The sequence below is a fragment of the Arthrobacter sp. P1_B11 genome (assembly GCF_056406715.1).
Map to the genome: position 1 here is coordinate 30,373 of NZ_JBFTZQ010000007.1, position 22,176 is coordinate 52,548.

21 protein-coding genes are annotated in these 22,176 nt (G+C 64.5%); 13 read left to right on the forward strand and 8 right to left on the reverse strand.

The annotated features are described in order from the left end of the window. The first annotated feature begins 25 nt into the window (after positions 1 to 25). Positions 26 to 802 (forward strand): SDR family NAD(P)-dependent oxidoreductase, encoded by a 777-nt coding sequence (locus tag AC1D14_RS07300; protein ID WP_476968247.1) that lies wholly within the window; start codon positions 26 to 28, stop codon positions 800 to 802. 168 nt (positions 803 to 970) lie between these two features. Here the strand turns inward: AC1D14_RS07300 and AC1D14_RS07305 are convergent, their stop codons facing one another. The 4 genes from AC1D14_RS07305 to AC1D14_RS07320 form a co-directional block, all read right to left on the reverse strand. Next, complete coding sequence (locus AC1D14_RS07305; RefSeq protein ID WP_230118225.1) at positions 971 to 1,705, reverse strand: hypothetical protein; 735 nt, start codon at positions 1,703 to 1,705, stop codon at positions 971 to 973. A gap of 309 nt (positions 1,706 to 2,014) precedes the next feature. Then, a complete protein-coding gene (dctA, locus tag AC1D14_RS07310; RefSeq protein WP_230118224.1) occupies positions 2,015 to 3,490 on the reverse strand; it encodes a C4-dicarboxylate transporter DctA in 1,476 nt (491 codons plus the stop codon). Positions 3,491 to 3,651: 161 nt separating this feature from the next. Continuing rightward, on the reverse strand, positions 3,652 to 4,749 hold the full coding sequence (locus AC1D14_RS07315) for a tartrate dehydrogenase (protein ID WP_230118223.1): 1,098 nt from the start codon (positions 4,747 to 4,749) through the stop codon (positions 3,652 to 3,654). A gap of 144 nt (positions 4,750 to 4,893) precedes the next feature. Next, entirely contained in the window at positions 4,894 to 5,787 is an 894-nt protein-coding gene (locus AC1D14_RS07320) for a LysR family transcriptional regulator (RefSeq protein ID WP_230118222.1), read from the reverse strand. 177 nt (positions 5,788 to 5,964) lie between these two features. Here AC1D14_RS07320 and AC1D14_RS07325 point away from each other — a divergent pair, with 177 nt between their 5' ends. The 3 genes from AC1D14_RS07325 to AC1D14_RS07335 all read left to right on the forward strand — a co-directional run bounded on the left by AC1D14_RS07325 (position 5,965) and on the right by AC1D14_RS07335 (position 8,015). Beyond that, positions 5,965 to 6,201 (forward strand): hypothetical protein, encoded by a 237-nt coding sequence (locus AC1D14_RS07325; protein ID WP_230118221.1) that lies wholly within the window; start codon positions 5,965 to 5,967, stop codon positions 6,199 to 6,201. A 447-nt stretch (positions 6,202 to 6,648) separates the two neighbouring features. After that, positions 6,649 to 7,386 carry a polysaccharide lyase family protein gene (locus AC1D14_RS07330; RefSeq protein WP_476968248.1) on the forward strand — a complete coding sequence of 246 codons (738 nt, stop codon included), beginning with the start codon at positions 6,649 to 6,651 and terminating at the stop codon, positions 7,384 to 7,386. 266 nt (positions 7,387 to 7,652) lie between these two features. Beyond that, complete coding sequence (locus AC1D14_RS07335) at positions 7,653 to 8,015, forward strand: YegP family protein (RefSeq protein ID WP_230118219.1); 363 nt, start codon at positions 7,653 to 7,655, stop codon at positions 8,013 to 8,015. Between the two features lie 84 nt (positions 8,016 to 8,099). On the opposite strand, the gene AC1D14_RS07340 is transcribed toward AC1D14_RS07335, so the two are convergent. Then, positions 8,100 to 9,209: a LacI family DNA-binding transcriptional regulator gene (locus AC1D14_RS07340; RefSeq protein ID WP_230118218.1), complete on the reverse strand. Its 1,110-nt coding sequence runs from the start codon at positions 9,207 to 9,209 to the stop codon at positions 8,100 to 8,102. Between the two features lie 175 nt (positions 9,210 to 9,384). On the opposite strand from AC1D14_RS07340, the gene AC1D14_RS07345 reads away from it, so the two are divergent. From AC1D14_RS07345 to AC1D14_RS07365, 5 genes are all read left to right on the forward strand, one after another. Then, complete coding sequence (locus AC1D14_RS07345) at positions 9,385 to 10,248, forward strand: ABC transporter substrate-binding protein (protein WP_230118217.1); 864 nt, start codon at positions 9,385 to 9,387, stop codon at positions 10,246 to 10,248. A gap of 108 nt (positions 10,249 to 10,356) precedes the next feature. After that, entirely contained in the window at positions 10,357 to 11,145 is a 789-nt protein-coding gene (locus AC1D14_RS07350) for an amino acid ABC transporter permease (protein ID WP_230118216.1), read from the forward strand. After that, positions 11,142 to 11,921, forward strand: a complete 780-nt coding sequence (locus AC1D14_RS07355; RefSeq protein ID WP_290369737.1) for an amino acid ABC transporter ATP-binding protein — start codon at positions 11,142 to 11,144, stop codon at positions 11,919 to 11,921. The genes AC1D14_RS07350 and AC1D14_RS07355 overlap by 4 nt, the downstream gene beginning before the upstream one ends. Then, positions 11,921 to 12,961, forward strand: a complete 1,041-nt coding sequence (locus AC1D14_RS07360) for a Gfo/Idh/MocA family protein (protein WP_230118215.1) — start codon at positions 11,921 to 11,923, stop codon at positions 12,959 to 12,961. Before AC1D14_RS07355 ends, AC1D14_RS07360 begins: the two co-directional genes overlap by 1 nt. 82 nt (positions 12,962 to 13,043) lie before the next feature. Beyond that, positions 13,044 to 14,165 carry an NAD(P)/FAD-dependent oxidoreductase gene (locus AC1D14_RS07365; protein ID WP_476968249.1) on the forward strand — a complete coding sequence of 374 codons (1,122 nt, stop codon included), beginning with the start codon at positions 13,044 to 13,046 and terminating at the stop codon, positions 14,163 to 14,165. A 67-nt stretch (positions 14,166 to 14,232) separates the two neighbouring features. Here AC1D14_RS07365 and AC1D14_RS07370 read toward each other — a convergent pair whose 3' ends face one another. Then, positions 14,233 to 14,610, reverse strand: a complete 378-nt coding sequence (locus AC1D14_RS07370) for a MarR family winged helix-turn-helix transcriptional regulator (RefSeq protein ID WP_230118213.1) — start codon at positions 14,608 to 14,610, stop codon at positions 14,233 to 14,235. Positions 14,611 to 14,694: 84 nt separating this feature from the next. Between AC1D14_RS07370 and AC1D14_RS07375 the strand changes: the two genes are divergently transcribed. Further along, the gene (locus AC1D14_RS07375) at positions 14,695 to 16,170 is read left to right on the forward strand and encodes an MFS transporter (protein WP_230118212.1); all 1,476 of its coding nucleotides are present in this window, start codon (positions 14,695 to 14,697) and stop codon (positions 16,168 to 16,170) included. A gap of 98 nt (positions 16,171 to 16,268) precedes the next feature. Here AC1D14_RS07375 and AC1D14_RS07380 read toward each other — a convergent pair whose 3' ends face one another. After that, complete coding sequence (locus AC1D14_RS07380; protein ID WP_230118211.1) at positions 16,269 to 16,982, reverse strand: TetR/AcrR family transcriptional regulator; 714 nt, start codon at positions 16,980 to 16,982, stop codon at positions 16,269 to 16,271. A gap of 143 nt (positions 16,983 to 17,125) precedes the next feature. Between AC1D14_RS07380 and AC1D14_RS07385 the strand changes: the two genes are divergently transcribed. From AC1D14_RS07385 to AC1D14_RS07395, 3 genes are all read left to right on the forward strand, one after another. Continuing rightward, positions 17,126 to 18,586, forward strand: coding sequence for a flavin monoamine oxidase family protein (locus tag AC1D14_RS07385; RefSeq protein WP_230118210.1), 1,461 nt, complete (start codon positions 17,126 to 17,128; stop codon positions 18,584 to 18,586). A gap of 56 nt (positions 18,587 to 18,642) precedes the next feature. After that, positions 18,643 to 20,160, forward strand: a complete 1,518-nt coding sequence (locus AC1D14_RS07390; RefSeq protein WP_230118209.1) for an APC family permease — start codon at positions 18,643 to 18,645, stop codon at positions 20,158 to 20,160. 97 nt (positions 20,161 to 20,257) lie between these two features. After that, the gene (locus AC1D14_RS07395) at positions 20,258 to 20,740 is read left to right on the forward strand and encodes a pyridoxamine 5'-phosphate oxidase family protein (protein ID WP_476968250.1); all 483 of its coding nucleotides are present in this window, start codon (positions 20,258 to 20,260) and stop codon (positions 20,738 to 20,740) included. Positions 20,741 to 20,832: 92 nt separating this feature from the next. Here AC1D14_RS07395 and AC1D14_RS07400 read toward each other — a convergent pair whose 3' ends face one another. Then, entirely contained in the window at positions 20,833 to 22,173 is a 1,341-nt protein-coding gene (locus AC1D14_RS07400) for an MFS transporter (protein WP_476968251.1), read from the reverse strand. Positions 22,174 to 22,176 lie beyond the last annotated feature (3 nt).

The following is a 22,176-nucleotide window of genomic DNA, read 5'->3' on the forward strand; positions in this document are numbered from 1 at the left end:
ACACCAAGCAAACCCAAGGAGCATCATGACCACCACCATCCAGCGCACCGCCGTCCTCACCGGGGCAACCTCGGACCGGGGCATCGGCATCACCACCGCACGCCGCTACGCCAGCCAGGGCTGGGCTGTGGTGATCCTGGACCTCGACGGCGAGAAATCCGCCAAGGTCGCAACGGAAATCGGCAACGAGTTCAACGTCGCCGCCTTCGGCCATGAGATTGACGTCGCCAGAGAGGTTTCCGTCAACGCCGCCTACAAGGCGGTGGCCGCGGAGATCAGCGCCGGCAACCTTCCCGCAGTCGGCGCCCTCGCCAACATCGCCGGCATCACCTCGCCGGTGCCGTTTTTGGAGACCACGCTGGAACTGTGGAACAAGGTCATGGCCGTGAACTCCACGGGCACCTACCTGGTCACCAAGGCGTTCCTGCCGGATATGATCGCCAACGGCTGGGGCAGGATCGTCAACATGTCCTCCGTCTCCGCCCAGCGCGGCGGCGGCGTGTTCGGCAAGGTCCCCTACTCCGCAGCGAAGGCTGCCATCTTGGGCTTCACTAAGGCCTTGGCCCGCGAAATAGGCGCCACCGGCGTGACTGTCAACGCCATCACCCCCGGCGCCGTGGATACGGACATCCGGGTGGGGAGCACCGAGGAACAGGAAGCCGCCATCAACGCAGGTATCCCGCTGGGCCGCAACGCCACCACCGAGGAGATCGCCGCCGTCATCACCTTTCTCTCCTCAGAGGATTCGGCATATCTCACGGGCACCACCATTGACATCAACGGCGGCAGCCACATCCACTAAGAACCACAGAACGCCCTGCGGGAACGGCTGCCGGCGCGTGGGGCGCCGGCAAAACTCCTTGAAATACTCGAGGGGAGTCAATGGTCGTGAAACCAAAGAACATTGGCAAGGAGCAGGGGAAGGTCTGCTGTGGAACAGCGCCTGGACGACTTTTCACAAGTGAAATGCTTATGGCACGACAATGTTTGTAAGTTCTGATCGACTGCCGGTTTCCAAGTCCTCAGTAAGAACCAGCGAACTGACCTTGGGGCAGTAGTACTTGTGCTCTCTCGACTTTTTCTCAAGCGGCGTCCAGTCGTAGACCTTAACGCAGTCGGAGTATGTCCCAAGCTTCGTTGCCACGGTCAGGCCCGTGGCAACGGTGTCCCGCATATCTTCGGCCTTTCCTACGTAATATTCCTGCCTGTAGGAGTCGTTCACCCGCTGCTCGGCCTTCATCCAAATGCCAGCTCGTGCACCGTCTTGCCCATGAATGAAGCTGCCCGAATGACTGAGCAATACTCCATTTAGAAAGTTGTTCACGTCCTCGCCAAAGTACCAGACGTCTCCATTTTTGTGTTGCGCCAGGTAATCTCTGGTTTCCTCGACCAGCTGTCCGTTTTTATACTCCCTGTCTAGATAGATGGCCGTCTCGACGCCCTCAATGATCTTCCGTTCAGCGAGGATCTCAATCTCGACTCGCTCTGTGGCTCCGCCTTGGGCCGTACCCTCATAGGTCATTTTCTTGCCTACGGGAAGGGCGAAATACTTGTTGGTAATTTTCGCAGTGAAATCCGCCGGCTTGATCTGTGGATTGTAGTCACTGGCCTGATGTTGCAAGTTGTTCACGAGCAATAATGCTCCGCCGGCGACAATCAGCAGTAGGACAATGACGCCGCCGAGCATTTTGGTTTTTGAGTTCATAACGTTTGCCGCCCCTTCCGAGTAGACCTTCTATCGACGATCGACGGTTCGCCACCGGTCACATCGGCCACCGATGGTGCAACCGCCCCGGAACTATAGGAAAAAGGTAGTCCAGACGGCCTCAATAGAGAATGCCCTGCGGATTAGGCGGGTGTTGGCCGATACCTCTGAGAGTTGGGTGCGAACGAAAACGTCCGCCCGGGCTACCCCCGGGCGGACGAATCTGTTCCTGCAGCAGGTCAGCTACAGGATGCTTGTACCGATGTCTTGAGGGTCCGCACGGATTTCGGGGCGGTTGCGCGGTGCATGTCAGACGGTTTCCGAGTAGGCGTGACGGCGGACGTCGGCGGAGGGAGCGGCGTCGCCAAGGGCTCCTGCGTGCCTGGCACCGGTTTCCTTGGGCGCGTGGTGACCGTATTCGGTGAGGTCATCGTCGATGTCGGTGACCTCGTCGAGGTGGATAGGGTCCTCCGCCGGCATAGGCTCAACGGTTTCACCGGCGAAAACGCGGCGGACGCGATCGGCATCCAGCGTGCGGTCCCACCAGGCGATGAACAGGGTGGCGACGGCGTTGCCAGTGAAGTTCACCAGCGCCCGGCATTCGGACATGAACTTATCGATGCCGAAGATGAGCATGATGCCGGCGGCAGGGATCGTGCCGATGGTGGTCAGGGTGGCGGTCAGCGCGATGAAGCCGCCGCCTGCAACGCCTGCTGCGCCCTTGGAGGTGAGTAGCATGACGGCCAGCAGGCCCAGTTGCTGGCCGATGGTCAGGTCCGTGTTGGTGGCCTGGGCGATGTACAGGGCGGCCAAAGACAGGTAAATTGCGGCACCGTCGAGGTTGAAGCTGTAGCCCGTGGGAACGACGAGGCCGACGGTTTCCTTCTTCACGCCTGCGTGCTCAAGCTTGCGCATCAGGCCGGGCAGAGCCGGTTCGGCGGTCGAGGTGCCCAGGATGAGCATGTATTCCTCTTTGAGGTGCCGGATCATCGTGAAGATGTTCAGCTTCAGGAAGGCCATGACAGATCCGAGGACCACGACGACGAACAGGATCGAGGTTGCGTAGAAGAGGGCGATCAGTCCGCCCATGCTGGTGAGGGAGGAGACGCCGTACTTGCCGACGGCGAAGGCCATGGCACCGAAGGCGCCGATGGGGGCGGCCTTCATGATGAAGCTCAGGATCTTGAACATGACACCTGTCAGGCGCTGCACGCCGTCCAGAACGGGCGCACCGACCTTGCCCATGGCGTTCAGGGCGATGCCGAAGACGACGGCGATGAAGATGATCTGAAGGATGTCGCCCTCAACGAAGGGCCCAACGATGCTGTTGGGAATGATGTGGGTGAGGAACTGCCACCATTCCTGGTGCTGGCCGGCGTCGATGAGCTTGGCTGCGGAGTCGGAGGTCTTGATGGAGCCGGCATCGGCGTTGACGCCGTCACCGAGGCGGAAGATGTTGATGGCGACCAGGCCGAAGATCATGGCGAAGATCGTGCCGATCTGGAAGTAGGTCAGGGCCTTCAGCCCCGTCATGCCGACCTTTTTCAGGTCCGCAACACTGGCGATGCCGCCAACGATGGTCAGGAACACAATCGGGCCGATGAGCATCTTCATTGAGTTGACGAAGGTGGTGCCGATAGGTTCCATGGCAATGCCCACGGCCGGTGCGAGCCAGCCGACCAGGATGCCTATGAGAATGGCGGTCAGTACCCAGAAGTACAGCTGCTTGTACCAACGTGTCTTGGGGGCCGGCGTTGCCGGCCCGGCGGTGGTGATGTGATCCATGATTCCTACCTCGTTGTGGAAAGTCGCTGGAGTGAAGCTTGAAGGGTAAGCGGCGTCCCGAGGGCCCCGACACGAGCTTTCGAGTGTTGGGGAGGGGCTTCCGCGCAAGCGGCCGACGGCGGCGGGTCGGCCGCCGTCGGCCGCTTCAGAAAGCGGTCTGGTTAGACGGCGGCAAGGGTGTGACTGAGGGCCTTGATGATGGCGTCGGTGACGTCGTCGGTGTTGGCTTCGCCGCCGACGTCGCGGGTCAAGTACCCGGCGGCGGTGGTCTGCTCGATGGCGGCCTCGACCAGGCGGGCTTCTTCGTGCAGGCCGAAGTGGTCAAGCATCAGGGCGGCGCTGGCGATCGCGCCGATCGGGTTGCTGATGCCCTTGCCGGCGATGTCCGGAGCGGAGCCGTGGACCGGTTCAAACATGGACGGGAAACGGCGCTCCGGATTCAGGTTCGCGCTGGCTGCCAGGCCGAGGCTTCCGGCCAGTGCTGACCCCAGGTCCGAGAGGATGTCAGCGTTCAGGTTCGAGGCGACGACGACGGAGAGGTCCTCAGGCTTGAGGATGAACTTGGCGCTCATCGCGTCAACGAGGACGCTTTCGGTCTGGACATCCGGGTAGTCGAGAGCCACGCGCTGGAAGGTTTCGTCCCAAAGGACCATGCCGTACTGCTGGGCGTTGGACTTGGTCACGGAGGAGACTTTTTTCACCGTGCGGGTCCGGGCCAGATCGAAGGCGAAGCGCATGATGCGCTCACAGCCCTTTTCGGTGAACAGTGCCGTCTGCAGTGCGACCTCGTTGCCGGGGCCGCGGCCGCTGAGGTTGCGCCCGCCGAGGCCGGCGTACTCGCCTTCGCTGTTTTCGCGGACAACGATCCAATCGAGTTCGGTGTTGTCGGCCTTGCGCAGCGGCGACTCGATGCCGGGGAGGAACTTCACCGGGCGGATGTTGGCCCACTGGTCAAAGTTCTGGGTGATGTTCAGGCGCAGGCCCCAGAGGCTGATGTGGTCCGGGACGTTTTCCCAGCCGACGGCGCCGAAGTAGATGGCATCGAAGTCCTTCAGGGTCTCAAGTCCCTTGGGGTCCATCATCTGGCCGGTCTTTTCGTAGTAGCCGCAACCCCAAGGGAACTCGGTCCACTCGAAGGCGAACTTGCCGCCGGAGTTTTCTGCCAGGGCGTCCAGGACGCGGCGGCCTGCGGAGACGACTTCCTTGCCGACACCGTCTGCGGGGATTGAAGCGATGCTGAATTTCTGGGTGGCGCTCATGTGCCTACCTCCTCATTGAGTCTGTTAGCAGCGTCACACTGCCCTTCCTCTTCAAGTAGAGGGCCTGTTCCCACGGGGCGTCCAAGACCAAGATTCGATACGGTAAATAGGTTCAGCCTATTGATCGACCTGCGGCGCCCCCGGTCAGATCGGGGGAGCCACGTGCAGTTCCGCGACCTTCAGGAACGCCCGCGCCGCCGGAGTCAGGTCTTCCTTCCGGCTCAGAATGGCCACATCCAGGTGGGACACCGGTTCAATAAGCAAAGTCCGCAGCCCTGACCTGTGCGCCAGCGGCGCCCACGAGGACGGCATGACGGCGTGCCCGACGCCGGCCAGCACCAAAGGCAAAATCGAGGTCCTGTGCGCGACCTCGACGACGATTTCGGTCTTGACGCCATGCGCCAACGCATCGTCGACGAGCCAGCGCATCAGCGATCCCCGCTGACTGGCGATCAGCCGGTGGCCGCCCAGGTCTTCCCGTTGGATGGTCGTCCCAGGGCTGAAGGTGTCTGCGTGGGGATTGACTATGAGGATCAGCGGCTGGCGCTCCAGCTCCAGAACCTGGACGCCCGGCACCCGGATCGGCGTGGGTGATCCTGCCAGGCCAATCTCCGTGCTGCCGGTGCGGACGGACTCGATGACTTCCTCGGGCGTGAAGGCGGCGCTGACGTTGAGCCGCACCGAGGGGTGCTGCTGGGTGAAGCCGGCGATCATCGACGTCAGCGGCTCGATCCCAGGGGAGGGCATGGTGGTGATGTCGAGCCTGCCGCTGCGCACACCCCGGAGTGCCTGGACCGCTGACTGGGCGGCATCGAGGTCCCGCATCACGAGCCGGGCGGGTCCCACGAGCTCCTTGCCGGCCTCGCTGAGGACAGCCCTCCGGCCGATACGGTGGAAGAGCGGTACGCCCAGTTCCTTCTCCAGCCCGGCAATTGTCTGGGAGAGTGAGGGCTGCGCGATGAGCAGGTGCTCGGCGGCCCGGTTGAACCCGTCATGGTCAACTACGGCCAGAAAATACTTCAGCTTTCGGGTGTCCACGTCTGCTCCTTCGCCGCTGCGGCCTGTCGGCTTCCACGGCGGTCAAAATGCCGGTCCCAAGGGATCGAGCGCGTCGCGCCGAAGCATAGATAGCCTACGCCTATCACACGCACTGCTTCCGGGAGGTACCCGGGCAATGGGCTCGGCTAACCGTGGCCGAGGTGGCAGACTTCGGCCATGAGCATGGAGCAATGGTGGCCGAAGCTGAAGCCTTCCACGCGGGAATGGCTGATTGAGAACAATGGCGACGCGGTGCCGGCGGAGGTGGTCCTCGAGATTACGAAGGCTGGCGGAGTGGTCTCTTCCGGTGCCTGGTGGGTTGGTGAGAGCGGCCCCTCGGGCTTCTACTTCTCAGACGAGGCGGTCGACTGGATCGATGAGGTCGGGAACGGTGAAATACCCAAACCACGCTGATAGCTGCGCGCCCCCGGCAGGCCCGCAGCAATCCTGCGGCTCAACCAACGCTTGCAGCAGGCACCCAAGTGCCCTTCAAGAAACTCCAAGGTTTTTCCAAGTTTGTGGGTCAAGCATTAGCGCGGGGAGTGCTACCAAGATTGCTCCAGGGCACAAACGGGCTCAATGGTCTGCTTCCGGGCGAATAGCCGGGAAGGCTGCAGTGGGGCAGAGATACGACTCCGCGTGTGGTGTGAGGACAATGACCGTTGCAGACGTTTTGTTGAGGCTAAGGCCCGAAGCTGCCGCCCCTGTTCGGTTGCCGTCTGCCGGCACGATGATCACACCTTCAAATGAGGCGCTGAAACTTTCGCGCGTCGTTCCTGGCTATTCACGCCCGCTCTCCGCGCATCGGCGGGACTTCGAATGCAGCGAAGCAAGACCCGGAAAAGACAGTGAGGTTATGCCATGAGCAATTTAAGGAAACTGGGTACGATCGGAAGCCTCGGGTTGCTGGTGTCGAGCACCCTCCTCTTCGGTTCCGCGAACGCCGCCATGGCGGCGACCTGCCGCACCGGCGTGGCAACCCCAACGAGCACACTGACGGGCACGGTGGTGGCCGCTACGAATTTCGAGCGGAACACGCTCTCTCCGTTCGTTGCCAGCACGTCGGGGAATGGAACGGCGGCCGTTACCAGCCCGACGGCCCACTCCGGAACGTGCTCGGCCAGGCTGATTGCCACGGCGGATCCCGGATCTGTGGCAAGGATGAGCGTGTCGCTGGCCTCAGGAACCAAGCGGGCCAACGCTGACGCATGGGTAAACATCAGGACTCCCGGACTCGCGGGGAACAACGTGCCCTTCGTGCGGTTCTTCTCCGGCAGCACCCGGATCGTGGATGTATTCCGCAACAACAGCAATGGCCAGCTCTGGCTGCGAATCACGAATCCGAACGGGACGTTTTCGTACCTGAAGCTGAGGCCATCGAGCGTTTCGTTGAGCACGTGGCACCGAGTCCAGATGCAGGTCAGGGCGAATGGCAGCACCTCGACTGTCCAGGTGTGGTTTGACGGCGCATCGGTATTGTCACGCAGCGTAAGTCTTGGGGCCACCAGCTTGAGCAAAGTGCAATTTGGAGCCGAGCACCCCCGCCAGATGGGTGAGAGCTACATCGATGACGTCGTAGTCAAGCGGGCCACCTCATAGCGACGCAGATGAGCCGGGTAGGCCGCGCCCACCGCCCCGTCAACCCACTACTACCCTCCCGGTCACACCACGCGTCGCACGGAGTTTACCTACGGTTTACAGGACCGGTCTTGTTAGCCCCTGCGGCCCTGCGGAAGACTCGAAACCACTCGATGAACGGTCAACCGCGATCGTTCGGACCAGACCAGACGAATGCAGTGATGCATTCCGGCCCGCACTGCGATGATAACGCTGCGGGCAGGACACCTAAGACCGGGAGGCCCATCATGGCTGGCACGTTTGAAGTGTTTGTTGACGCCGAGACCCATTTCCGATTCCGCCTCAAGGCAAAGGACGGAACTGAGATGGCCGTGTCCGGAGCCTTCGACAGCAAGGCAGCGGCGGTTGCCGGGATCGCCGCTGTGCGTGAGTGCGCCGGGATGGGGCTGATCACCGATCTTTGCCCCACTGGCGCGGTCCATGCCGGCGCGGTGCCTCAGGGGCAAGTGCAGGAATCGCCGACGGCGGCGCCCCAGGCCGGCCTTCTGCCCGCCTGGCACCACCGCACAAAACCGGCCGGCGGCTTCCGCGTCCCCGCGAAGACACTTCGGCGCTTCGCCCCGGCGCCCCGGTGGACCGGGGCAGCCTAAACCGCCTGCGCCGCACGGCCCGTCCCCACACAGTCCGTCCCCACACAGTCCGTCCCCACACAGCCGCCACGACTTACCGAACGCCTACATTGCCTGCACCGCCACGGGCTCGCCCGGCGGGTCAGCCGCAACCGGCACCGCACCCACCGACCCGCGGCGAACCAGCGTCGCGCTGAACTCCGGTGCCGGGGCCAGGGGCGGGCGGCCCTCAATCTGGCGGATCAGGGCTTCCGCGGCGGCTACGCCCATGTCATACACCGGCTGCGCGATCACGGTCAGCGGTGGTGTGGTCAGGCGCGTCCACGCGAAATCGTCGTACATGAGGAACGAGACTTCCGCCGGGACTGACAGGCCCAGTTCCTGGATGGCCTCCACGACGCTAAGCGCGATGAGTCCGTCGGAAGCGACGACGGCGGTGGCCGGGTCCCGCATGAGCAGAACCTCGCGCGTGATGCGCCGAACCGATTCGGCGTCGCCGGCGTTGAGCCGCACGAGGTCCTCGGCAAATGCCAGCCCGGATTCCGCAAACGCGCGCCGCATGCCGTCCAGGCGGTCCGAGATCTGCGAGGAATCCAACTGGATCCCCTCGCCGTACGGGGCCTCCGCCTTCAGCGTGGAGATGAACGCGATCCGCCGGTGCCCTGCTTCGAGGAGGTAAAGGGTGGACTCATACGAGATCCGGGCCATGTCCACGGCGATCGTCTCGACGTCGAGACCGCCGGCCGTCCGGTCTAGAAGGACCAGGGGACGGCCGGAATCGTGAACGCGCTGTAAATGTTCTGTTTCCACCGATGACGCGGGGGCCACGATGAGGCCGTCCACGCGCTTGTCCAGCAGCACCCGGACGGCCTCCACTTCCGCCGCCGTATTCTCATCGGTGTTGACCAGGATGACATTGAAGCCGCTCTTCTTGGCGGTGTCCGTGATCCCCCTGGTGGCCAGGCCGAAGTGAGGGTTCTCGATGTCCCCCACCACCACGCCTATCGTGTTCGATTTGCCCGTGTTCATGCTGCGGGCGAGCTCGTTGGGGCGGTAGGAAAGCTCCTCCGCTGCCGCCAAAACGCGCTCCCGCACGTCCTCGCTCACCGCCCCGTAATTTCCCAGTGCCCGTGCGGCCTGGGCTTTGGACACCTGGGCAGCTTTTGCGACGTCGGCAACCGTTACGTCGCGCCGTCTGGAACCGTCACTGCTCATGTTCACCTTTCCGGTGGGCTATTGACGCCGATTGTGGCGTGGGCTACATTTCAATCAATCGATGTGAGTCCGGTCTCAATCCTAGAGACTGAGACCGGACTCAGCAAGAGGTTCATCGAGAAACCCTTTGGCGGCCCTGACAGCACCGCTTTCCCTCCAACGATTGGACAACGCTGTGATCAAACTGAACTTCCGCCCGGCCGCAGTGGCCGCGGCAGCCCTGGCAGCGGTCCTCGCGCTTTCCGCCTGCGGCGGATCGACCCCTGCCTCCTCCACCGGCTCGCAGGAAAACCCCTATGGCCTGATTCAGCCGGGCACGATCCGGGTGGCCAGCCTGGGGGATTCGAAGCCCTACACGTTCGCTGACGCCCAGGGTAACTTCACGGGCTTCGACGTTGAGCTCTTCAAGGACGTGGCCCACCGGGCCGGGGTGGACAATGTTGTCTTCACCGGGCAGGACTTCTCCGGTCTGCTTGCGGCCGTGGCTAACGGCCAGTTCGACGTCGGGGTGGCCGCCATCGGCATCACGGACAAGCGCAAGGAAACCGTTGATTTCTCCGAGGGATACCTCGCCGGGTACCTGACAGTCATCACCACCAAGACCTCGGGCATCAAGGACGTCAACGGCCTGTCCGGCAAGCGCCTGGGCGTGGTCCAGGGAACGCTCCAGGAAGCCTACGCGGTCAAGAACTTCACCTCCGCCAACCTGGTCCGCTTCCCGGATAACAACACCGCGATTGCCGCCGTGAACAGCGGCACCGTGGACGCCCACTTCCTGGACTACGAGGCCGCCAAGGCCTACGAGAAGCAGCACGGCCTCGTCAGCGCCGCGGACATCCCGTCCTTCGACGCCCCGGCCGGGTTCGCCCTGGCGAAGGGCAAGACGGCCTTCAAGGATGCCCTGAACAAGGGACTGGCCGCAGCGATGGATGACGGCACCTGGAAGAAGCTCTACCAGAAGTGGTTCCCGGGCTCCCCGATGCCCGAGCAGTACTTGCCCAAGGCCGAGCAGAAAGCCACCCCGACCCCGAGCAAGTAGGCGGCCCGCCATCTACGCCGGGCAATGGGCCCGGCTGCAAAATGACCGGGCGGACCGCGGTACGCGGTCCGCCCGGGACACACCAGCTAACTACGTCTGAGAGCAACCATGGACTGGCTCAACACCATCATCCGTACCTTTTTCGACTTCGGCGCAATGGCCGAAGTCATGCCCCAACTCCTCGCAGTGGGGCTCCTGAACACGCTGATCATTTCCATCGCGGCGACCATCCTGGGCGTAGTGCTGGGCATGGTGGTCGCGGTCATGGGCATTTCACCGTCCAGGTGGCTGCGTGTCCCGGCCCGGATCTACACCGATCTCTTCCGCGGCCTTCCGGCTATCCTGACCATCCTGCTGATCGGCCAGGGCTTCGCCCGGCTCAGCCAGTCGATCTTCGGGCCCTCGCCGTACCCGCTGGGGATCATCGCGCTGAGCCTGATCGCCAGCGCCTACATCGGTGAAATCTTCCGCGCCGGCATCCAAAGCGTGGACAAGGGCCAGGGCGAAGCCTGCCGCGCGCTGGGCATGAGCTACGCCAAGTCCATGGCCCTGGTGGTCATCCCGCAGGGCATCCGCCGGGTCCTGCCGGCCCTGGTGAACCAGTTCATCGCCATCGTCAAGGACTCCTCCCTGGTGTACTTCCTGGGCCTGCTGGTCAGCGAACGTGAACTCTTCCGCGTCGGCCAGGACGCCGCCGTACTCTCCGGAAACCTCTCTCCGCTGGTCATGGCAGGGATCTTCTACCTGGTCATCACGGTGCCCCTGACCCACCTGGTCAACTACTTCGACAACCGCTTCCGGACCGGCCGGCGCCGCCCCGCCGCACCGAGCAGCGGACTGAAGGAAGTCACAGAACTCGACGCGGCCTCGCCGCTGATCACCGGGAGCAACACATGAGCACCAGCACCAGCAACACCAGCAACACCGCCGCAGACATCGAGACCTTCCACGGCTCCAGCCTGGAACTCCAGAACCTGACCATGGCCTACGGCGACATCGAGGTCCTCCGCAACGTCAGCCTCACCGTGGCCCCCGGAACCACCACCTGCATCATCGGGCCCTCCGGCTCGGGCAAATCCACGCTGCTTCGCGGCGTCAACCGCCTGCACGAACCCAAGAGCGGAGACGTGCTCCTCGCCGGTGAAAGCGCCCTGACGGTCAAACCCGACATCCTGCGGGCCCGCATCGGCATGGTCTTCCAGCACTTCAACCTCTTCCCGGACCACACCGCCCTGGAAAACGTGGCCCTGGCGCTCTGGAGCGTCAAGGGAATGTCCAAGGCCGAGGCACGGGAACGCGCCGGCCGCCGCCTCGCCGAAGTGGGCCTCGCGGAACGGGCCGACCACCGGCCACGGGACCTCTCCGGCGGACAGCAGCAGCGCGTCGCCATCGCCCGGGCCCTGGCCATGGAACCCGAAGTCATGCTCTTCGACGAAGCCACCAGCGCACTGGATCCCGAGCTGGTCAAGGGCGTGCTGAACCTGATGGCGGGCCTCGGCAAACGCGGCATGACCATGCTCGTCGTCACCCACGAAATGGGCTTCGCCCGCAAAGTCGCCGACCAGGTCGTCTTCATGGACGAAGGCGAAGTCGTCGAATCCGGCACCCCCGCCGAAATCTTCGACAACCCCCGCAGCGAACGCCTCCAGCGCTTCCTCTCGGAGGTGCTCTGATGGGCAACACGGCAGCGGCACCCATTCGGACCGGCGTCGTCGGTTTCGGGATCTCCGGCAGGGTCTTCCACGCCCCGCTGATCGAGGCGGATCCTGACTACTCGCTGGACGTCATCGTGACGGCCGATCCGGAGCGCGCCGCGGAAGCGGCGAGGCTCCATCCGCGGGCCCGGATCGTCCCGACGCCGGAGGCGCTGTTCGCCCTGGCCGCGGACCTTGACCTCGTCATTCTCGGAACGCCTCCGGTGACCCACCTCGACCTTGCCGGAACGGCAATCGCCCTCGGCCTTCAGGTGGTGGTGGACAAGCCGTTCGTCACCACATCTGCTCACGGTGAAGAGCTCATCACCAGGGCGTCCGACGGCGGTGTTCAGCTAACGGTCTTCCAGAACCGCCGGTGGGACGCCGACTTCCTCACGCTCCAGAAGCTCATCCGGGAGGGTGCCCTGGGTGAAATCCGAACCTTCGAGTCGCGCTTTGAGTGGTGGCGGCCGGAAGGCTTCGGGAACTGGCGCGACACCGCCGCCCTGACCGAAGGCGGGGGCATTCTGCACGACCTCGGGGCGCACCTAATTGATCAGGCCATCCAGCTGTTCGGGCCCGTCGCGGAAAGCTACGGGGAGACCGCCAACCACGGACATCCCGACGGCGCCGACACAGAAGCGTTCGTGTCCCTGCTTCATGAATCCGGGGTCCGGTCCAGGTTGTGGATGAACGGCGCGGCCGCCCAGGTGGGTCCGCGGTTTCACGTCCTGGGTTCCGAGGCCGGCTACACCAAGTGGGGCCTGGACAGCCAGGAACCCGCCCTCGCGGCCGGCATGACGCCGTCGGATCCCGCCTATGGCGCTGACTCCCAGGACTCATGGGGGGTCCTCGGGGTTGATGGGGCCACCGTACCCGTGCCCGCCGAGAAGGGCTCCTACCCGCGGTTCTACGCGCAGCTCGCCGCAGCCCTCCGAGGCGAGGGGCCGCTGCCGGTCGACCCCGCCGAGTCGCTCGAAGTCCTCAAAGTCATCGAAAAAATTCACGCCTTCGCGTAGGCGCAACACCAAACCCCGCTCAGCTGCAGCACGGCAAACCGTGCGGCCAAGGCATCCCACACACCATTAGAAAGGGAGACGCATGTCCTCCACAGCCTCAACCAAACGCGTCGCCGTCATCGGCGGCGGCATCCTCGGAGTCTCCACCGCGGTGCATCTGCTCCGGGAAGGTGCGTCCGTGGTCCTGCTGACCGAACGCGGCCTTGCCAGTGAGGCCACCGGCCGCTCGCTCTCCTGGCTGAATTCCGCCGGGGAGCGGTCAACGCCCTACCACCAGCTGCGCCTCGCCGGCGTTGACCGCTACCGCACGCTCTTCGCCGCCGACCCGGACCGTGAGTGGCTGCAGTTCGGCGGTGGCCTCATGTGGAACGCCGCCGGCCAGCACGCCGTCACGGAGGCCCGCCACGCGTACGAGAAGTCTGTGGGCTATGACTCCAGGCTGCTGGCCCCGGAAGGGATCGCGGCAACCACGCCCGGCATCGACTCCAGTGCGGTGCCGGAAAACGCCATCTTTAATCCCGGCGAGGGCTGGGTCAGCCTGCCGGACCTGGTGGATTTTCTGATGCAGGAATTCCACGCCCGGGGCGGCGAGCTGGTGCTCAACGCCGGAAAGGCGTCCGTCACGGTCGACGGCGGCCGCGCCACCGGCGTCCAGACGGCAGCCGGGGTGACCTACGAAGCTGATCTGGTGCTGGTGGCCTGCGGTGCCGGAACGCCCGCTGTCGTCGCTCCGCTCGGCGTCGAGATCCCGAACGGTTCCCCGGTGTCCATGCTGGTGGTCACCAAGCCGGTAGACCACGACGTGAAGGTCGTGATGAACACCCCCCGGGCCGCCGTCCGCCCCAACCCCGGAAGCACCTTTGCCCTGGATCACGACTGGTACGAAGGGCACATTACCGAGCACCCGGACGGCTCGTTCAGCATCCCCGAAGACGTGGTCCAGGAACTCGCCGACGAAGCATCCAAGCTCATCGCCGGCAACCCCGAACTCAAGCCGGCGTCCTGGAAGATCGGTTACAAGCCGATCCCCGGCGACGGCGAACCCGTCTTCGGCGAACTCGGCCAGGTACCGGGCTGCTTCGTGGCGTTCACGCACTCCGGCGCCACGCTCGGTCTCATCGCAGGCGAACTCCTCGCAGGCGAAATCCTCACCGGAAACCGGCATCCGATGCTGGCAACCTTCCGCCCCGGGCGCTTCTCCTAGCCGACTACACGAGAGGCAGGGGCCCGGACCTCGGGGTCTGGCCCCTGCCTCTCGCCGGATTGGGGTCTTAGGCCAGGTTTTCCTTGAGCAGTGCGCGGTGTTCGACGGCGGCTTGCTGGTGGAGTTCACGGCCGGCGTCGGTAAGTTCCAGAAACAAGGAGCGCCGGTCATCTTCGCAGGAGTGGCGTGAGATGAGTCCGGCTTTTTCGAGTCTGTCCACCACTTTGGACATCGCACTTTGGGTCATCGGCGTGCGCTCACCGAGCTGCTTCATCCTGCATGCCGCCTCTGCGGTTTCGGCCACAAGGTCCAGGATTTCAAACTCGGTCAGGCCGATGCTGAACCTCGACTCCAGCGCGCGGTCGATCGCCCCTGCGGTGCGGAAATAAGTGCTCTGGATGCTGCGCCATTGCTCAACCAGCTGACGGTCCTGCGGTGTTGCCATGCAGAGATTCTAATTCATGACGGATTAAAAGTCCACGTCATAATATTCCTTGTCATTCAATGACGTGTCATATAAATTGATGTCATGACTTCACCTTCCACCCTCCAAAGAACCGCCGGAGAACGGCTCACACCAGTCCAGTGGACCCGCACGCAGTGGATGCTGCTGCTGGTGCTGTGCACCGTTCTGGCCCTTGACGCGCTGGACGTCTCCATGGTCGGCGTGGCACTGCCCTCGATCGGCACCGAGCTCCACCTGGGAACCGAATCCCTCCAATGGATCGTCTCCGCCTACGTGCTCGGCTACGGAAGTCTGCTCCTGCTGGGCGGCCGGATGGCGGACCTTCTCGGCCGGCGTCGCATCTTCCTCATTGCGCTCAGTGTCTTCGCCGCCGCTTCCCTGCTCGGCGGCCTGGTGGATGACCCTGCCCTGCTGATTGCCACCCGCTTCGTCAAGGGACTGGCCGCGGCGTTCACGGCTCCTGCCGGTTTCTCCATCATCACCACCAATTTCGCCGAAGGCCGGGAACGGAACCGCGCCGTCTCCATCTTCACCACCTTTGGTGCAAGCGGCTTCTCGCTGGGACTGGTCGTCGGAGGCCTCATGACTGCCATGAGCTGGCGCTGGACCTTCCTGGTCTCGGTGCCGGTGGCGGTCGCCGTCGTGATTCTTGGCCTGAAGTACATCCCCCGGGACGCTGCCGCCGGCAAGGGCGAAGGCACAGAGCAGGACAGCGGGCACGACGTCTGGGGCGCCGTGACACTCGCGGCCGGCATGCTGGGACTGGTCTACACGCTGGTATCGGCACCCGGGAATGGCTGGGGATCTGTGGCAACTATCGCCGGATTCGTGGCCTCCGCAGCGGTGCTGGGAGCGTTCGCCGTGATCGAAAACCGCGTCAAACACCCCCTGATCCGGTTCAGCATCCTCAAGGAAGGCTGGGTGGCCCGGGCCAACCTCAGTGCCGTGGGGCTGTTCGGCTCGTATTTGAGTTTCCAGTTCATCCTCACGCTTTACCTGCAGTCCGTGCTGGGCTGGAGCCCTCTGGGCATGGCGCTGGCACTACTGCCGACCGGGCTTCTCGTGGCCTCCAGCGCACCCTTCGCGGACCGGCTCATCGACAGGTTTGGGGCTCCGCGGCTGATCCTGACCGGACTGGCGTCGCTGGCGCTTGGCTACGTGCTGTTCCTGCGCGTGGGCACCACACCCAACTACGTGACGGATATCCTGCCGTCGGTCCTGCTGCTGGGCGTCGGCTTCGCCCTGGCATTCCCGTCCATCAACGTCCAGGCCACGGCGGGCATCCGGAATTCCGAGCAGGGCCTGGCGGCCGGCCTGATCCAGACCAGTACGCAGGTGGGGGCCGCCCTGGTGCTGGCCGTCACCACGGCGATGGTCAGCGGTCATGGCGACGAATCCACCGGCGGCGCCGGCGTAAATGCGGCCGCAATGCTGGAGCAATACCGCCCCGGCCTCATCCTGAGCGCGGCCGTGGCCATAGCTGCCCTGCTCATCGCGGCATCGCCGGCGCGCCGCCGCTCCGCCGGAAAACGTAGCTGAAGACTAGGCCAGAAGAACATCAAGTAAGGCAGATGGTCTGACACCGTCTGCCTTACTTGGCTGTTCTGCCTTGGCTCACAGCGCCAACGTCTGTCCCGTTACTGCCGCAGCGCACCCAGCCCCGAGATCAGCGCCTCGAGGCCCAGGCTGAAGGCGACGTCGGCCGGCCGCTCATGGCCCTGCGCCGCCAGGCTGCGTACGGCCCCTGTGAAGCTCGGTGTCGCTTCGGCCATGCTGCCGGCGTCGAAGATGTCCGCGGGCGCGGTGACGTCGTAGGCCGAGCCGAAGATGAACGACTCCAGCGCCACGATGGAGGAGACAATCCGCTCCTCCGGGAAATCTGCATCGCGGAAGCCCGCGCTCACGGTCTCGTACATCGCCAATGTCTGCGGGGCATCGGTGACGGGCAGAACGGCAATGACCGGAATCAGTGGCGTGTGCTGCGAAAACACGTCGCGGTAGCTCCATGCCCACTTCCGCACCGCATCCTCCCACGGCTCCGCACCGAATGCTGACACGTCCACCAGCGCGGCAAGGTGGTCCTCCACGAGGAGTAGCACGTCGCCCTTGGAACTCACGTGGTTGTACAGCGCCGACGGCGCCACGTTCAGGGAGCGGGCCAGCGCGGCCATGGTGAGGCCGTCGTAGCCCTTCTTTTCAATGAGCTGCAGAGCCGCGGCAGTGATGCCGGCCTTGTCCAGGACCGCGCCCACGGGCCGGCCGGCGCGACGCCGTCCGTTCTCGGTTTTCGCCTCCGGCTCGGCGGGGTCTCCCAGGGAGGTGTGTCCTGGGGCGGCGGGTGGTGCCGGCATGGCTGGCCTTTCTGCGGGCGGTCTCTCAAACACTATTCCATCAGCCTCTTCCGGTACTCCGGCAGAACAGCTATAGTTCTCGTAAATGAATACCATTCATTTAGTGGTTCGCATCACCCGGGCGGCCACAGAGAGAGGACATCATGCTGAATTTTGACCGCGACGTCGTGATCGTGGGTGCGGGCCCTTCCGGGCTCACCGCAGCCCGTGAACTGAAGAAGGCCGGCTTCAGTGTCGCAGTGCTCGAGGCCCGCGACCGCGTGGGCGGGCGCACCTGGACCGACACCGTTGACGGCGCGGTGCTGGAAATCGGCGGGCAGTGGGTCTCGCCGGACCAGACCGCCCTGCTGGCGCTGCTCGACCAGCTCGGCCTGACCACGTATTCCCGCTACCGCGACGGCGAGTCCGTCTACATCGGCACCGACGGAACCCCCGTCCGCTACACCGGTGATTCCTTCCCGGTCAGCGCTACCACCGGAGCCGAAATGGACAAGCTCATCGGGCTGCTTGACGCCCTGGCCGCCGAGATCGGGCCGACCGAACCGTGGGCGCACCCGAAGGCCCGCGAGCTGGACACCATCTCCTTCCACCACTGGCTCCGCCAGCACTCCCCGGACGAGGAAGCCTGCAACAACATCGGCCTCTTCATCGCCGGCGGCATGCTCACCAAGCCCGCCCACGCCTTCTCGGCGCTGCAGGCTGTACTCATGGCCGCCTCGGCCGGATCCTTCACCCACCTCACCGATGAGGACTTCATCCTGGACAAGCGGGTTGTCGGCGGGATGCAGCAGGTCTCCCTGCTGCAGGCAGCGGAACTGGGGGGCGACGTCGTCCTCAATAGCCCTGTGCGCACCATCAACTGGGAGGAAGACGCGGACGGCGGCCACCGCGTCACCGCCGTTTCCGAGCGGGCCACCGTGAAGGCACGCTTCGTGATCATGGCCGTGCCGCCCAACCTCTACTCGCGCGTTTCCTTCAACCCGCCGCTGCCGCGCCGCCAGCACCAGATGCACCAGCATCAGTCGCTCGGCCTCGTGATCAAGGTGCACGCCGTGTACAGCACGCCGTTCTGGCGGGAAGCCGGACTCTCTGGCACCGGTTTCGGCGCCGGATCGCTCGTCCAGGAGGTATACGACAACACCAACCACGGCGACACCCGCGGCACTCTGGTGGGATTCATCTCCGACGAAAAGGCGGACGCCGTCTTCGAGTTGAGTGCCGCAGACCGCAAGCGGGCCGTCCTGGAATCAATCGCCGGTTTCCTGGGGGAGCAGGCGCTGGAACCGGAGGTGTACTTCGAGTCCGACTGGGGCTCGGAGGAATGGACACGCGGCGCCTACGCGTCCAGCTACGACCTTGGCGGCCTGCACCGCTACGGCAAGGACCAGCACGCACCGGTGGGCCCGATCTACTGGTCCTCCTCCGACCTTGCCGCCGAGGGCTACCAGCACGTGGACGGCGCCGTGCGCATGGGCCAGTCCACCGCGGCCCGCATCGCCGCAGCAGCGGGCGCAGCCGGCGCAACCGCAGCGGCCCGTACCGCAGCCCGTACCCAAGAATCCGGTGAGGCCGCGCTGACCGGGGCCCCGGCCGCCGTCGGCTGACCTGGCCGCCCCCACCTCCATTCAAAGACGAATGAATTTTCCGGAGAGGCAATCCCATGAGTACTACTAAGGCCACGGCCGCCCAGGACTCGCACAAGAAACTGAGTGACAAGGGCCTGAAGGCCGGGTCTGTGGGGCTGATCGGCGCGGTGGTGATCGGGGTGTCCTGCATCGCCCCGGCGTACACGCTGACGGCGGCCCTCGGGCCCACCGTCTCCGAGGTGGGCGTGCACCTGCCGGCCATCTTCCTGGTGGGATTCATCCCCATGCTGCTGGTGGCGCTCGGGTACCGCGAACTCAACAACGCAATGCCCGACGCCGGAACCTCCTTCACCTGGGCAACGCGGGCCTTTGGCCCGTGGATCGGCTGGATGGGCGGCTGGGGGCTCATCGCCGCTACCATCATCGTGCTGTCCAACCTCGCGGCGGTGGCGGTCGACTTCTTCTACCTCATGCTGTCGCAGCTCCTGGGCAACCCCGGCCTCGCGGAGCTGACCGCCAACCTGCCGCTGAACATCGCCACCACTCTGGTGTTCATCGCACTGGCCTGCTGGATCTCCTACCGGGGCATGGAAACCACCAAGGGCGTCCAGTACGTCCTGGTGGGCTTCCAGCTGCTGGTGCTCGGCTGGTTCGCGACGTCGGCCTTCCTGCACGTGGCCAACGGCTCGGCCTTCGACGCCACGGCCATCTCGCCGGACTGGTTCAACCCGTTTGCGGTGGACTCGTTCTCGTCCTTCGCCGCCGGCGTATCGCTCTCCATCTTCATCTACTGGGGGTGGGACGTGACGCTCACGATGAACGAGGAGACCCGGAACCCCGAAAAGACTCCCGGGCGCGCGGCAACGGTCACCGTCGTGGTGATCATGGCCATCTACATGACTGCCGCCCTCGCCACTCTGTCTTTCGCCGGCGTGGGTGAAACCGGGCTGGGCACGGGCAACCCGGAGAACCAGTCCAGTATTTTTGCCGTCCTCTCCGGGCCGGTGATGGGGCCGTTCGCCATCCTGATGTCCCTGGCCATTCTCAGCAGCTCGGCGGCATCGCTGCAGTCCACGTTCGTTTCACCGGCGCGGACACTGCTGGCCATGGGGCACTACAAGGCACTGCCGGCGACGTTCGGCAAGGTCAGCCCGGCGTTCAAGTCGCCGAGCTACGCCACGATTGCCGCGGCCATCGCTGCGGCAGCCTTCTACGTCATCACCCGGACCACTTCGGAGAACGCCCTCTGGGACACCATCACGGCGCTGGGCATGATGATCTGTTTCTACTACGGCATCACGGCGCTGGCCTGCGTCTGGTTCTTCCGGGCCGTGGCGTTCAGCAACGCCCGCGCATTCTTCTTCAAATTCCTCGCTCCTCTCCTGGGCGGCGTCATCCTGCTGGTCATGTTCTTCAAGACCGCCTACGACTCCATGGATCCCGAGTACGGTTCCGGCTCCTCCGTGGGCGGAGTGGGCATGGTGTTCATCCTCGGCATGGGCGTGATCCTGCTCGGTGTGGTGGTCATGCTGGTGATGGCCAGGATCCGGCCGGAGTTCTTCCGCGGCCAGGTGCTGGCGCGCGGACGGTAACCTTCCCGGGTGTCCTCACGGGTGGAAAGTAAGCACGCTTACCAATACGCTGGTCCGAGGGGAAGATTTCCCAGACTGAACAGAACGAGGTGACAGCATGCCGGAAAATGAAAACATCAGCAAAGTCACGGACATCATCAACGATTCCCACATCGGAATGTTCACCACCGTCAACGAAGAAGGCACTCTGGTCAGCCGGCCGCTGGCCGTCCAGGACGTCAAGAGCGACGGCGACATGTGGTTCTTCACCGGGGAGGGAACCTCCCAGGTGGCCCACATCGGTGCGGACCCGCGGGTCAACGTGTCCTTCGGCAAGAACACCGAATGGGTGTCCGTGGCCGGAACGGCGGAAGTGGTCAGGGACCGGGCGACGATCCGCGAGATGTGGAACCAGACGGTTGAAGCGTGGTTCCCCGACGGGCCGGACACCCCTGAGGTGGTCCTGCTGCGCGTCGACTCTGACTCGGCTGAGTACTGGACCAGCCCGGGAGGCACCGCGGCCACCGTCCTGCAGTGGGTCAAGTCCAAGGTGACCCACAGCCGCATGAGCGTGGGCGAAAGCGGGACTGTGGAGCTGTAGCTCCTCCAGATAGCAGCAACGCGGGGTCACTTACCGCCCATCCGGAGGTCTGGATCGGGCGGCAAGTGACCCCGCGTTGCTGTTTATTGCAGCTAGGCGACGGGCGCCGGAGCCTTGACCTTGAGTGGCTCGATCTTGCCCATCACGAACAGGTAGTTGGCGGCACCGACAAGGGAGACCCCGCCGATCACGGCCAGCGGCGCCACGAATGAGCCGGTCTGGTCGACGAGCACGCCGATCAGGATCGGGGTGAAGATGCCGGCCAGGTTGGAGGCGAAGTTCTGCAGTCCGCCGATGGAGCCGACGTGCCGCGAGCTGGGGGCGACGTCGGCCGGCAGCGACCAGATTCCCGTGGCCGCCACGGTGAGGCTCGAGTACGCCACCGACAGGAGGGCCAGGGCCATCCAGGCTTCGGGAACCAGTGCAGCGAACATGATGACCGAGCCGCCCGCCAGGCCGCCGGAGACGGCGGTTTTGCGCACCTTGGTCACGGATACGCCATTCCGGACTGCGCGGTCGGCCAGGTAGCCGCCGAGCCAGCCGCACAGCACGGCGCAGATACCGGGGATGGCTCCGAAGAAGCCGAGCTTCAGGAGGTCGAAGCCGCGCTCCTTCACGAGGTAGCTCGGGAAGAAGGTGATGAAGAAGTAGATGGCGCTGTTCAGGCAGAAGAAGCCGAACATCATGCTGAGGATGGTGCGGTACTTGAAGAGTGAACGCCACGGCAGCTTGGCGGCGCCGGCGTCATCACTGGCTTCGCTCCGGGCGCCGCCTTCTTCGATGTAGCTGACTTCGGCGGCATTGGCTCCCGGGTGCTCCTGCGGGCTGCGGTACACCTTCCACCAGATGGCGGCCCAGATGAGTCCGGCGACTCCGATGATGATGAAGACCGCGTGCCAGGAGGTGAGGGCCACGATCAGGGTGACGATTGGCAGCGCGATGACGGCGCCAACCCGCGATCCGGAGTCCCAGATGCTCGTGGCGAAGGCCCGCTCCCGGACCGGGAACCAGGTGGCCACCACCTTGGCGGCGGTGCTGGGAGCCGGGCTTTCGCCGACGCCGAGGAGGAACCTGGCGGCGAAAAGCGACCAGAAGCTCGTCGCGGCCGCGGTCACCATGGTGAAAACGGACCACCATACGGCGGCCAGCGAGAATGAGCGGCGCGGTCCCACCTTGTCCACGTACCAGCCGGCTGCGAGCTGGCAGAAGTCGTAGGCCCAGAAGAAGGCGGCAAAGATGAGTCCCTGCTGCGTGGCCGTGAGCTCGAAGTCCTTGCCCATGAACGGCAGGGCGACGCTCAGGCTTGAGCGGTCAAGGTAGTTGATGCTGAGCCCGATGAAGGCGAGCCAGATGATGACCCAGCGTTTTCGGGTCATCAGGCGCGGCGGTGTGGGGGATGATTTGGTGGCGGTCTTGCTTCCGAGCGCAGTCATGCG